The sequence below is a fragment of the Massilia sp. TWR1-2-2 genome, from assembly GCF_049897565.1.
In the GTDB taxonomy this organism is placed as follows: domain Bacteria; phylum Pseudomonadota; class Gammaproteobacteria; order Burkholderiales; family Burkholderiaceae_D; genus JAFCUW01.
Map to the genome: position 1 here is coordinate 30,592 of NZ_JAFCWM010000014.1, position 12,398 is coordinate 42,989.

General features: G+C 51.9%; 10 protein-coding genes and 1 pseudogene. 7 read left to right on the forward strand and 4 right to left on the reverse strand.

Annotated features, from left to right (window positions below):
* Nucleotides 1-227: 227 nt before the first annotated feature.
* The gene (locus tag ACP7DD_RS14745; RefSeq protein WP_426175581.1) at nt 228-722 is read right to left on the reverse strand and encodes a hypothetical protein; all 495 of its coding nucleotides are present in this window, start codon (nt 720-722) and stop codon (nt 228-230) included.
* Between ACP7DD_RS14745 and ACP7DD_RS14750 the strand changes: the two genes are divergently transcribed.
* The 7 genes from ACP7DD_RS14750 to ACP7DD_RS14780 all read left to right on the forward strand — a co-directional run bounded on the left by ACP7DD_RS14750 (nt 708) and on the right by ACP7DD_RS14780 (nt 8,331).
* A complete protein-coding gene (locus ACP7DD_RS14750) occupies nt 708-1,079 on the forward strand; it encodes a hypothetical protein (RefSeq protein WP_426175582.1) in 372 nt (123 codons plus the stop codon). The genes ACP7DD_RS14745 and ACP7DD_RS14750 overlap by 15 nt on opposite strands.
* A gap of 257 nt (nt 1,080-1,336) precedes the next feature.
* Nucleotides 1,337-1,660: an H-NS histone family protein gene (locus tag ACP7DD_RS14755; protein ID WP_426175583.1), complete on the forward strand. Its 324-nt coding sequence runs from the start codon at nt 1,337-1,339 to the stop codon at nt 1,658-1,660.
* Nucleotides 1,661-1,734: 74 nt separating this feature from the next.
* Nucleotides 1,735-2,811, forward strand: a complete 1,077-nt coding sequence (locus ACP7DD_RS14760; protein ID WP_426175584.1) for a hypothetical protein — start codon at nt 1,735-1,737, stop codon at nt 2,809-2,811.
* Between the two features lie 1,184 nt (nt 2,812-3,995).
* Nucleotides 3,996-4,646 (forward strand): hypothetical protein, encoded by a 651-nt coding sequence (locus ACP7DD_RS14765; RefSeq protein ID WP_426175585.1) that lies wholly within the window; start codon nt 3,996-3,998, stop codon nt 4,644-4,646.
* A 137-nt stretch (nt 4,647-4,783) separates the two neighbouring features.
* On the forward strand, nt 4,784-5,155 hold the full coding sequence (locus ACP7DD_RS14770; RefSeq protein WP_426175586.1) for a hypothetical protein: 372 nt from the start codon (nt 4,784-4,786) through the stop codon (nt 5,153-5,155).
* 1,309 nt (nt 5,156-6,464) lie between these two features.
* The gene (locus tag ACP7DD_RS14775) at nt 6,465-6,896 is read left to right on the forward strand and encodes an OmpA family protein (RefSeq protein WP_426175587.1); all 432 of its coding nucleotides are present in this window, start codon (nt 6,465-6,467) and stop codon (nt 6,894-6,896) included.
* 13 nt (nt 6,897-6,909) lie between these two features.
* Complete coding sequence (locus ACP7DD_RS14780) at nt 6,910-8,331, forward strand: hypothetical protein (protein ID WP_426175588.1); 1,422 nt, start codon at nt 6,910-6,912, stop codon at nt 8,329-8,331.
* 563 nt (nt 8,332-8,894) lie between these two features.
* Here ACP7DD_RS14780 and istA read toward each other — a convergent pair.
* The 3 genes and pseudogenes from istA to ACP7DD_RS14795 all read right to left on the reverse strand — a co-directional run.
* A pseudogene (gene istA / locus ACP7DD_RS14785) lies at nt 8,895-9,521 on the reverse strand (IS21 family transposase); the annotation flags it as partial.
* A gap of 124 nt (nt 9,522-9,645) precedes the next feature.
* Nucleotides 9,646-11,928: an ATP-dependent DNA helicase gene (locus tag ACP7DD_RS14790; protein ID WP_426175589.1), complete on the reverse strand. Its 2,283-nt coding sequence runs from the start codon at nt 11,926-11,928 to the stop codon at nt 9,646-9,648.
* Nucleotides 11,925-12,368 (reverse strand): VPA1267 family protein, encoded by a 444-nt coding sequence (locus tag ACP7DD_RS14795; RefSeq protein ID WP_426175590.1) that lies wholly within the window; start codon nt 12,366-12,368, stop codon nt 11,925-11,927. Before ACP7DD_RS14795 ends, ACP7DD_RS14790 begins: the two co-directional genes overlap by 4 nt.
* Nucleotides 12,369-12,398: the final 30 nt, after the last annotated feature.

Consider the following 12,398-nt stretch of genomic DNA (forward strand, 5'->3'; position numbering starts at 1 on the left):
TCGTTCAACTCGATGCTAGACGCCGGATGCAGTCTTTTGCCATTCCAATACTAAATCATCGCCAAACCTATCATTTTAGCTCAAGTTCCGGTAGTGAGGCTAGTAGTGTCCATGGCTGTTCACACTGGTAAAAACCACCGAAAAATTCGCCGCTGCCAAGCTAAGCTCGCGACACGTCAGGCGCGTTTGTTCCGTGGGACTGTAGCGCCTACGGGAAGCCAACCTCTTTAGGGATGAGTTGCGCCGAATCGCAGACGAAAACACGAAATGCACAAAGTAGCCGCTCCCTCGACGGGGACGGGCCAACACCGCCGCTGAAAGTTCCCTTTCCACCATCTTGACTGGTGAGTGAATCCAATCCGAGCTGTTTCCGTGGGTACGTTCGACATTTTTCGTTCTTCATCGACCGCCAGCGCAACTTGATACTTAGCGAAAATCTGGATTCTCGTTTCATCATCGAGCATGCCAACGTACGGCATGGATTGGCGTAAGCGATTTGGCTCATCACCGCCGCCCGTCATCATCTGGACGATGCAGTCGTCGCTAGCGTGCATTATCAGACCCCACCACTCCTCGTAGGCGAGCCCCCAAGCGCCCTGTGCCCTCCAGCGTTCCAGATTCGACAGGCTATGCGCACCGATGGTCGTTAAATCAGCCACGTTCAGCGTCTCTTGTGAGAGGTGAAGCTTCAGCTCATCGAGCAAGTGATGGGAATTTTTCATCTCGGCGTCTTCTATTCGTCCTGCAAGTATGCGTCATTTTTCGCCTCGGCGAAATTCGTGGCCGGTCGCTCTGGAGGAGCGCTGGGGTTGCGGGGAGCGATTTGCCCTTTGGGCCAAATCGTCGGCCATTCCGTCAGCGCAGCGCAAAAGCACCGCGCTGACGTGCCGATTGCCTCCCCTCTAATCAACCGGGATACTTGCCCAGATGGCCTTCAGGACGAGACGCAAAGGACAGTGATGAGCTACATCAGAATTAAACACATGTACGAGTCTTACACGGCGCTGGCTGGTTTTCTGGGTCAGAGATGCAATCTGCACGATTTCGTCAAGGGGAATCTAGGAAAAAAATTTAATTGAAAAAAGGGTCCGTCTCAACCCGAATATTTCTGTCGGCCTGAATTTCGGCGTCCACGGCCTATAAAAAATCGGTAATCGCCACACTCGCAATTCAGGAAATGGCGCAGTCAAGCCAGCCTTCAGCAAGAGAGCTGTGTATCCGAGAGGCTCCCCTTCCTAGCGTTCCAAAACATTTCGTCCTTGAATACCCTAGATAAAGCTTACGGTCATGCGCTTAGCGTGCTACGATTTTGTAATTTCACACTAAAGGAACACTGATGAGCACGGAAACGATTACGTCCCTGAAGAATAAACTTATTCAACTGGAAAATGACTACAAGGCTGAGCGCAGTAACTTGGAAAAAAAGATAGCCGAGGCACAAAAAACGCACCAGGTCGAGGCAATTGCGAAAATTAAATCCTTGATGGAGGAACACGGACTGACGCCGGAAAGCCTGCAATTTTCTAAAAGGCAGAACAAGTCCAAGTCCGGTAAAGGTGTGCCACCGAAATATAGAGGACCTGAAGGACAGACATGGACGGGCCGTGGTCGCCAGCCAAAATGGATCGGCGACGACCGAGCTAAATACGCGATTAAATAGAGCGGTCACGTAGCGATCGGGGGCAAACGGGAGTTGGTCAGATTCGAGCTTGATGGCAGTTATGGAGAAAATAGATGGCGTATCGCGAAATCGAAGACATCAAACGTATCAGACAACTTTATAAAATATTAGAGAAATCGATCCGCAAGTCCGCTCTGAAAGGCTCGCATCGCAGGATAGGCTTCCCAGGCGGTCATGAAGAACGGGACGTCTTTTTTCTTGAAGACAATGGCAGCGACTCGCTATGGTACGCGAGCTGGTATCTCCCAGACCAAGATAAGCAAGTAACGCTGCTCGGTCATGGACAAATGGGCTCGAACGATTGGCTTCCGATAGATGTCCAGTTTAATTTGCCGCTTGAAAGTTTCCACCGTCGAATGGGCGCGGCATTTTTAGAGGATGCGGTTACCGGGGAAGAGTATTTAGCGCACAGAGGGATCGTAACGCTGCGGCAGCGAGTGCCGAAGGACAAGGTACTCGAAGCGATGGCGGGGGATGTTGTTGAGGCAGAGACATCCAAGCGGAGCGATGAGTTTTTGCTAGTCGCACTACTCGAGTCAGATACTCTAATCGAGGATCTCGGCAATTTTTCGCGAAGGCTCAGGAACACCATTCGGAACATGGATCATGCCGTCGAGGACACCAATCCACTTGGTGACGTGGGCGCAGACGAGAGCAATTCGAAGGTCTTGAAAGGAAGCACGGCGAATGCTCCGCCTCCAGACACATTGCAGGCCTACTTCATGGAGTTCAGTGGGAGCCGACGCTCGTTCACACCCAAGAAGACGTTTCCTGTTTCTTACCACGGCAAAGTAGTTCATGCACTGCACGAAGAAATGAGTAAGCGTGGAACAACGTTGAAATCGCGCGCGATTGACTTGGTCGCGGACCTTCAGAATGAAGCAATTCTTTTCGAAATCAAAACGAAAGCCGACACACAGAACGTGTACTGTGCAATCGGTCAGTTGACTGTGCATCAACCAGCCGTGGCAAGATTTCTCAAGAAGTCAGTGCGTAAAATATTAGTGGTCCCCGAGTTCCCGATGGCGTTACTCAAAAAAAGCGTTGAAGAGGATTTGAACATTACTATCATCACGTACACTCTCTCTTCGCGTAAAAAGGTGAAGTTTACTGGTCTGGAGGACTTGTAACACCCGATGCATGGCCTTACATAGATTTTGTGTGGTCGCCCTTTGCTGCGGTTCGGCACCTTGTCAGAGCAAGCGCATAGGCTGGCACAAACGGCTCTCCTCCTTCATGAGGATTACGATATCTGCGAATCGAGCGTTTGGACGCGCAACCACTGATGTACAGTTCCATGGACACACCGATGAAATTAGAAGAACTGTGCAGCAAGATCCGTAGGGTGCCCTGTCTCAGTTCTGGGATGCTTTCAAGGTAGAGGGCCAGTTGTAGAGGAACATCGATTTCCCGATAGCCTCCAGAGCTGTCGATTCGCTGTTAGCGCGATGCGCATGCCGGCGAGCTGTGACCCCGCCGGCAACGCGCTTAATGCGCGAGTATTCTGATTGAAAGTCGCAAGGCGGGAGGCAACCCCTCGCAAGTGCCCCACGCCTCAGTTGGGCAATTTGGGGTTTTTAGTCATCTTGGGGAAGTGCCCTGCGTACATAGAGGATAGAATTGTGGCCGCATCCGCATACACGCCAATGGTTGCAAAGCGACTCTGGTCCTCGGTAGCTTCCCTAGAGTACCCACTCGTATCACGGCGGCTGTATTCTCCACCATTGAAATATTGCCCGTGTTCGCAAGCATTACCGTGGCAGCTACGCGCAGATCCGAAATTGTGTCTTGCCAGTTTTCGACGTCCGATAGCCCCGCGTCCCGTGCTTGAGCTAGCAACGGTGTTGCCTTTCCCAATCCATCACCACGAATAGAATGAGCTCAGCAAGTTGCCGTTCTACCGCGCCAAACTGTTCACGCAGATTTCGACGCCCTGCACTCTTCCAAATATTTCATCGTCAACGCGCCCATCAATTAGTGAAGCGTATCCTTGAGCGCTTGTGCAACGCGGGTATCGTTGGCACGATGACAGAGCTGTCTAATGATCTCATCCTGCGTGGCCGAACTTCTAATAGCGTGTTCAAGCTGCGCATCGTTGTTTTTTACGCAATCGTTGCAAAAAAATTGTCGACAAAACAATTTTGTATGTACATAATTGGATTTTTGCACTCCCCGAGTCGTTCGTATTAGTCGCCCGTCCCTCAGCCAGTTTTCCCATAAATCATAAAATATCGGGCAAATCATGCGCACTATCTGGACAGCATTCCTCCTACTATACGTTTCCTGCCTAACTGCGTGCGCGAATCTAAATACCGTGCATCGACGACTTGATCTCGGAGACGATTCAGCCAAAGCCGTCGCAATCGATGGGTATCAGCTTCCTATTTTTTCGCTGCTCGCCACGGGTACTGCGGATGGAAAACTGGTCGACCAGTACGGAAAGCAGACTGTTTTTGTAGTGTGTCCAAATCCCCCTGTTGAGGCGATCGCGGCAGGGAACCTATCTGCGGCAATAACAAATGCCTTTAATGGAGCCACCTCCACTGGTGCTGTTACAGCACCCGGAATGACCAACAATACACAAGCCGCTGTGGTAAGTGCAATGGCGGCGGCCTCGATCGGCCTAAGGACCAATTCGACAACGCTTCTTTCCTATAACGCAACAGCAAACTGCCTGGCTTACATGGGCGGAGCGACCCAAGACAGAAAGTTTATGGAGCTAGCACGGCGGAATCAAGACATAACGCTCGCTATCTTGGCCATCGAGCAGCTAACAGGGGTTGCCAGGCCGGACAAGCGTCGCTTAAATGTTGGAGGAGGTGCAGGCAGCGGCTCCGTGGACACGCAATCCCTGCAGACAGCTATCGAAAACGCGAGGAAAGATCAAAATACGGCGCGCACCACATTGGCAACAAAAGACGATGAGGTCGGACAGGCGCAAAAAGTGTTTCAGAGAAGGTTGTAGAATAAGGCCCGCCGGGACGCTGCAGCTATTCACGATGCAAACTTACACCTCAGCCGACATCACAGGAAATTAGTGACGCAGATGCGGCGCTCATTAGTGCCACTAAGGACGTAGAAAGCGCGCGCAACGTCGTTGCAATGAAACAAATCGCGCAACATTCAGCAAGGCTTGATTTGGATCGCGCATCGGACTCAGTGACTAACGCCCAAACTGCACTTAACTTGGCAGAGAGCAATGTTCGTGCGCGAGCTTCGGGAAACAGCGCGGTGAGCGACGGTGCCGGTCCGCGTAGCTCAGCGACCGGAAAGGTCGCTAAAGCCGTCGTAGACATCGTCAAAATTACCGCCGAATCAATCAACAGTGGGGAAGGATGCGCAAGTATTTTCGATGACTTCGTAAGTTCGGCGTCGGCGGCGAGCGATAAATATGTAAAAGAACCGGGTCTATCGCTTATCAAATCATGCATCACCGCGAAACAGGTGGAGACTGGCAAAGCCCAGCCCTCTTAAGCTTACCCGCCGAAGTTCAACAAACACTCAATTTGAATTGATCGAGGCGTCGATGGCGCCCTATTAGTTCTGATCGGTGGGGAGCCGCTTCGCGCTATGAACGATTCGGCTCCCCTTCAGGAGACCTCAGGTCTCCCCTTCAGCAGGCCTCAGGGATTACCGTTAGAAAGCGGCAACAGTTAATTCGAAGTTAGTAGGACGGTTTGACAGCAATGACGCCGATTCAGCTCCCTTTGGGCTTTGGCAAATCGATGAGTCCACAGGGGACTTGCAATTCTGCATTGACGGCATTGTAGGGGGGCGGGGAATAACTGTGCCTTTGTTAGGGCTCCGTAATCGAAGAGCTACTTGGAGAATGAAATATCATCGGAATGCGATATTGAGATATCTGTACTTGATTTTGTGCCATTTACCCCATTCGTAACAGCCATACGAAACATGCATTGAAGGAGTTAATTGTGGACACCCAAATAGAGGCCTATGCACTAGCTTGGAATAACCAGTTTGGTTGCCAAGTTCGAATTAAGCAGAAAGGAAAAGACGATTGGATTCTGATTAAGACATCCTCGACGGAGCTTTGCGCACTCGCGGCTATACTTCGCGAGGATCCGGTGTTTTGGTCGAATGGTTGGATACACACTGGTGCAGAGCCTACCGGCGATTAATGGCTGTAGTCTAACCCTGTCGCGCTCGTGATCCGCGTTGAGCTTCGTGACCGTCATACGGAGACCTGAGTCGCTTACGACTGCTGGCCTAGCGATTCCTAATGAGGCTTATTGAATGTACCCAATCGAAGCGTAAGTAGGCAGAATAGAAGTGTCAAATATCCAAACGACAAACTGGGCTCCAGAGGCGCACTGCCATCCTCGCGTCCAACGGCCGCTCCGACTGCACTCGGATTCGCGTTTGAACTGCCCCTTCTTTCCGGCTAAATTATAAATTCGAATTTTCATTCCTGTGAAATCTTCTGCCGGAAATTCCTCGAAAATTGTAGCATAATACCAACGAACGTTATTTTTACCCTAGCCGAAAAAAACAATATATAGTTCAGCTCGGTGGTTTAGATAAAAATTTGACTCTCCGGTATCGGAAAGCTTACTCGAGTAACATTGGTTGCCGACTGCCAATTCGACCAGTGAGTTGTGAATCTTCATCGTATAGGAGTTTCGCCGCCGGAATTAACGACCAGGGCAGCTGCGGCCTCGCAACCATGCGGTGATTGCCGCTACGAGTTATGTTAGGGAAATTGACCGGTGTGGAATGCGTTCGCGGGTCTACGCGATATCGTGGTCTGTAATGGGGAGGGAGCATGCTTGAGGCCAGTCGTCGTGTACATTTTACTCGGCTTCTTATCGCCATATTATTATTCACCATAACTGTTCGCGCGCAAGCTCTACCGCCGCAGCAGCCGTGTCATGTTTTTTTTACTAATGACTCGTATTTTCTTACTTCAGAAGCGACCACAGTTCTAAATGATCTTTTGCAGGATTTTCGTAAAGCTCGGAAGGGCGTTATATCAATTGTCGGATACGCAGATAGAACGGGATCCGCAAGTTATAATTTAAAGTTGTCAAAAAATAGAGCTCGAACCGTGGGCAAATTTTTTAGAAATTCGCTTGGGTTACAGTATCATAAATTTGAAATATCTTGGAAAGGGGAAAGTAGTCTGCCGTACCCCACTGAGGACGGAGTGCCGGAGCCTTACAATCGGTGCGTAAATGTGGCGTTAAATTCAACTTAAGGAGCTGAATAAAATGGCTATTACTGAAGTAGACGTCTTGAAGGACTATGGACTCACCCTGGATCATTTCTATAGTATTGTTAAGAAAGGAATGGGTGAACTTGGCGCAAATTCATATTTGCAAATTCAAGCCACAGCGGTCCCTTTTGATATTAACAACGAATATCCGTACTATTCGTTCGGCAACATTGGGCAGTACGGAGACATGACAATTGCCCCGGTGCCGGTTTCAAATTTGCTTCTAACAAATCCGCTTGCGCTACTATCTGTCGAATATTATGCATTTATATCAGAATTATTGGCTTTGATCGAGGTAAAAGAGCTCGATCCGGCAACGTTGGCATTGATAGACAAGTATGTTACCGCAAACAATAATCTTCAAAGTCACGTTAACATTTTGCGACAAAGGCTTTTTCTGAATTGGAAGATCTATGCTGATTCGACGATGACGCCGCGTGGCGATTTAGTCTCGTTACAGCATTGGCTCGATGGGCAGCCTGATAGCACTGAGATATATCAGTCAGAACGAGACATGCACCGGAATCAAGCACTCATTGAGGGGCTCCGCATTCGTAAATATGCCGACCCTTCGCATCAACAGGTCGTAGACGCTTTTGCAAAGTTTTCTAGTCCAGCGTCGCGCACTAGATATCCGCGTTATGAGGACCGCTTATACGCCGAGGAACAAGCGAAATTTAATCCGGTTTATTTCGCTCGGCTTGCGGACAATGACTCGGCTGCTTTTGCAAACCGTCAAATTACGCGAGTTTTGCCTACCATCGACACAATTTCTACTAAGGACATCGGCGGATTCACTGATACCGTCGCGAGACTCAGTCAAGCGAACTCATCCATTACAACGGATTGGAACGTATCGGGCAGCGGGGGATGGGGACCAGTTTCGTTTAGTGCTAATGCTTCCAGTCACGAAGCGATTCAGGACGACTTCAAGCACACACAGTCCATCACCGTCGGTGCGAAGTCTCTTCAGGCGCTTCAGCTGGACATGTCTGCTTGGTTTGTGCCTGGTCTTTTTAATCATCCACTTCTAGCGCCAAACCGACGGGTTTTTGAGCGGTTCCTTGGGGAGAAGGGTACGCTCCGTTTTTTGCCCTCGCATATCATTGTGGCACGCGGATTTCGGCTCGAATTTCATTCTTTGCAGGATTGGAAGCACGATTACAAATCAGATTTTTCGGCGGGCGGCTCAGCATCGGCGAAACTTTTCGGAATTGGTTGGGGCGGCGGCGGCAGCTACAGCAAGAGCGTGCATACGCAAACGGTTGAACAGCGGGGGCACGATTTGGTGCTTTCTGATGGGGAAAATATCCGGTTAATCGGATACAACGTCGTTGAGAATACAGGCTTTCTCGATGGCGTGGAGCTGCTGACACTTCCCGCTGTAATGGCGGCGTTTAGCGCAAGCAAACCGTAACTATTCAAACGACGATCGAGCCGAGGCGAGTCTCACACGAGACTTGCCATTCTGTTTATAAGACACGTGATCCCCCGACCATTGTCTCGCGCGTGCAGGGTGTCTCACGCTCAAAACCCTGATGCAAGGGCACGTGTTTGTTGGACGGTTGGATGCGAACTGGCTCACCGCCCCGTCTATATGTTGGACGCGAGAGACATGTCAGTGGCAAAAGTGTGACCGTTGCCGGGGGGACCAACCCGATGGGTCGAATGAGCCAAAAACTAGTAGTCATTCACCGATCGCTAGGACTCGTCTAAAAACTAGTAGTGATTCGCCGATTTACTGACGCCAGCAGGTAAACCTAGTAGTGATTCGCCGATTTAGTGACGCCAGCGGGCAAAAAATAGTAGTGATCCGCCGATCTCCTGAGCCTGAGGGACGAATTAGTAGTTATTCGCCAGGTTATTTACCTTATCGAATTAGCACTGTTCCTCATCCCTCAAGCCAACTGATAGCGAAGAAATATATACCTTGCCGCTATAACGGGACTGCATTGTTGGCGCTGGCACGAAATGGACGTTCTTGTAAGTGTTGACCTTGTCCACCGCCGTTTTCATGTTGTCGTAGATGCCCCCGCGTGGCACACCGCCCAGCGCAGCGAACGAACGGGTGTGGGCGTCGAACAGCATCTCGTAACCTTGGCTGGGATAGGCAACCAACCAGAAGGCGCCGCTGGCGCACAGGCTTCAGGTGCGATACCTGCATGCGTCGGTAGATGCCACCCACGACCAGTCTTTCTCGCTCCAGTCGAACTGAAAGACCTCGCCAATGCTCGAAACTGAGCGGGACGAAGGCACGTGGGGCATTGCCTTCCCGGCCGCGCCATTCGCGGGTGAAATCAGTGACGCGGCTATAGCTGCCAGCGTAGCCGTCGGCCTTGATCTGCTCAAACAGCGCTTTGGATGTACGGCGGTTCTGCTTGATGCGTGAGCATCGGTCTTGAGGGCCTGTTCCAGTGTGGCGTGGAAGGGCATCAGTTGGTTGGGCATGCTGCCGCGCACGTAACGAGGCGGCGCAACCAGATCGGTTTCCGGCTTCCGCAGCCATTTGGCAGCGTATTGCGGGACAAGCCCGGTGCGCTTTGAGATTTCGTGCAGCGACAGCTTGTCGCGCAGGTGCATCCGTCGTACTTTGCCTAACATTTCCATGGTGATCACCTATTAATTTTCCCGCCAATGATTAGGCAGGAGTAGTAGAACACCTGGGTCAGTTTTCGGTCGGCACGAGGCCTATAGGTGAGTCAATTTTCGGTCGGCGCCAGCACACGGCGTTCTAATATAATACCGCCCTTACTGGCACCGCTGGATGCCCATAGGGCACCGATTCCTCGTTGGTTCGAATGTCGCCCAGATGTTCCTGAAGCAGCATGTCCAAGCCGACCATACGCGTGTCGGCGCGAGGAAGGCTCTCGACAGCACTTCGAGCTGCAACTGGATCACCGATGAGAATGACTTGTTGCTGCGCTCGTGTCATGGCCGTGTAGATCAGCGTCCTGTCCAGCATCTTGCTGCCGGTCAGCACAACAATCAGCCGTGGCCACTGCGAACCCTGTGCTTTGTGCACAGTGATGGCGTTGCCCAGCTCTAAATCATCGAGCATGGACTCAAGGATGGGGCGGTGCTCACCATCGTCCCACAGCACCCAGCCGATGGCGTGGCCAATCTCTACCCCATCGGCATTGGTCAGCCGCCGTGGTGCATCTTCAATCTCGATCAAGCGCCCCAAGGAGCCATTTTGCAAACCCCATTCCCAAAGATTTCTGGTGCAAAGTATTTTATCGCCGAGATAAAACCCAGTGCCAGCCATTAACTGAAACTCTTCGGAATATACTAGGAGAGGCCGAGCGGCGCGTGTAAATTTGCTTTGGACCAACGCGTTGATTGCCTCGGTTCCGTCCAAACTACTCCGCCGAGGCGACAGAATCTGCGTGTTTTCCATATCGGCAGCAAAAAGTTTGACGACCACTTCGGCGATGGCCTTCGGTCTGCAAGTTATGAAGGATATGGGCGAATGGCGGTTGTCGCTGAACGCCGGCCAGACGCCTCCTCGCACCGCCTGAGCCGCCAGCGCAATCGCGCTGCCGTATCGTTTTACAACTTTGAGCTCTACCTTAGGGATTTGTGGAATTCTGGCCATGGCGTGCAACACGAGACCTGGCCCAACTGGCATGAGCTGTGCTGTATCGCCAGCTAGCACAATTCTTACGTGATCCGGAAGCATCTCGCAAAGCCGGTTCATCGTGATGATATCGACCATCGACGCTTCATCGACGACGATTACACAGCGGCCGGCCAGTTCCCCCTCCTTGACCGCTTTGAGAAAGCTCGCAATGGTCGACGCAGGGCGTCCAGTGGCCTCAAGCATTCGCTTTGCAGCGCGGCCAGCAAGTGCCATCTGGAAGATCTGAGTCCGCGTCTCATCGAACACCCTGTACAACGCCTTGAGCACAGTCGTCTTTCCCACGCCAGCGCCGCCAATGATCAGTGATACAGCGTTGGCTGCAGCCACATGGACTGCCAGCCGCTGCTCATCGTTCAGCGTTATTCGCTCATTCAATTCATAGTCAGCCAAGATACTGTCAATATGAGCGGGATGCAGACAGGTGAACTTGTTGGGATCGGATAGCCGCGATTTCAGGGCACGGGCGACCGATGTCTCCATCACCCAGGCGCCAATCGGATGGAAACTTCCATCCTTTCCGACTACGAAGCTGCCATTCGAGAGTCCACTCTCGAGTGCATCGCGTGCTAGGTAATCGCAAGGACGGCCTAAAAGACGCCCTAGGCGTAAAACGATGTGAAATCTATGGGCTCGTGTATGCCCATCCCCCAAAACGCGGTACAGGGCCTCCTCGATCGCTCCTTGAAGCCGCCGGGGATCATCGTCCGCGACCTTGAAATGGCCGCGTGCAAGCGCATCCACCTGCTTCCAGGTCGCGGCGAAGGAGAGGAGCCGATAGGGATCTTCCGTAAGCTTTGATTGCGCGTCCGCCCCAAAGTAGGCAATGAGCTTGCGCCCGACTCGCACGTCGATCTCGCTGTTCTGTAGCCACTGAAGCGTTTGTGTTTTGCCTTGGAGCGACCACGCGTTAACGATTTGCTTGGCGCCGTCCACCGTTAAGACCTTACTGAGGGGACCGATCTCGCCGTTGTCAAGAAGTCGGTATAGGTCTTCACCGAAAGTGGCCCAAAGCTTCCTAGCCTTGACCATTCCGATACCTTGAAAATCCCCGCATTCGGCCATGAAGGTCACAACGTGTTCGCCCGACAGCCTCGCGAGCGAAATCTGGGTCGCATTTAACTGCCGTTCGTGAATGCGGTAACCGTTCACCGAACGTTCAAAAATCTCTTCCTCGCCGCTCACCCGCCACCACTGCCCCGTTTGAACCTGGCAATCGCCAAGCTGCCAACCTGTCGCCTTGATCACGAAATAACTTTTCGCATCAACGACGTCGCCGATTTCACTAATCTCAATGCCTGTGAAGATGCACCCACCGAGACCGTTCGGATTCTGGCTTCGGACAGACTGGACTCGAACTAAGATGGAAGGAATCATCGAGGAAGCCGTCCGGTTTCAGCAAGGACTTCTCGGAGCACCGCGAAGCGCTCTAATTCTCGCTTGAGTTGGCCGTTCTCCGCCTTAAGGCTTGCATTCTCCTGCTCGAGGCGGCGAAGACGTTCAACTTCAAAAGCGCGACCTGCGGCACCGACCTCGCGCATCACGGGCGTGGCACCTTCGGCAACAGCCATCTCACTGTCCGCGATAGCGGGCAATATGCCGACCTCCCGAAGGAGGGTCTCCTTCGCCGAAAGGGCCGCCTTGACACGTGGATTCTGATTTAGTGCACTGATGGCAAAACCGCATTGCGCAGCGATCTCTTTTCGCGACAGGCTTCCTCGTGTCACCAACTGCTTGAAATCTTCGTCGGAGCGGCTGGCCAGCCAAGCCGTAAAGATGCGAAAATTTTGTTCAGCTAGTTGCTGTCCATTTGCCATTTGCTTAATTCCATTTTTCTGTGCTCAAGC

Excerpts from the sequence above, each read along its gene's own strand:
- ACP7DD_RS14760 (WP_426175584.1), top strand. The coding sequence starts at position 1,735 with ATGGCGTATCGCGAAATCGAAGACATCAAACGTATCAGACAACTTTAT.
- ACP7DD_RS14780 (WP_426175588.1), top strand. The coding sequence starts at position 6,910 with ATGGCTATTACTGAAGTAGACGTCTTGAAGGACTATGGACTCACCCTG.
- ACP7DD_RS14775 (WP_426175587.1), top strand. The coding sequence starts at position 6,465 with ATGCTTGAGGCCAGTCGTCGTGTACATTTTACTCGGCTTCTTATCGCC.
- ACP7DD_RS14745 (WP_426175581.1), bottom strand. The coding sequence starts at position 722 with ATGAAAAATTCCCATCACTTGCTCGATGAGCTGAAGCTTCACCTCTCA.
- ACP7DD_RS14755 (WP_426175583.1), top strand. The coding sequence starts at position 1,337 with ATGAGCACGGAAACGATTACGTCCCTGAAGAATAAACTTATTCAACTG.
- ACP7DD_RS14790 (WP_426175589.1), bottom strand. The coding sequence starts at position 11,928 with ATGATTCCTTCCATCTTAGTTCGAGTCCAGTCTGTCCGAAGCCAGAAT.
- ACP7DD_RS14750 (WP_426175582.1), top strand. The coding sequence starts at position 708 with ATGGGAATTTTTCATCTCGGCGTCTTCTATTCGTCCTGCAAGTATGCG.
- ACP7DD_RS14770 (WP_426175586.1), top strand. The coding sequence starts at position 4,784 with ATGAAACAAATCGCGCAACATTCAGCAAGGCTTGATTTGGATCGCGCA.
- ACP7DD_RS14795 (WP_426175590.1), bottom strand. The coding sequence starts at position 12,368 with ATGGCAAATGGACAGCAACTAGCTGAACAAAATTTTCGCATCTTTACG.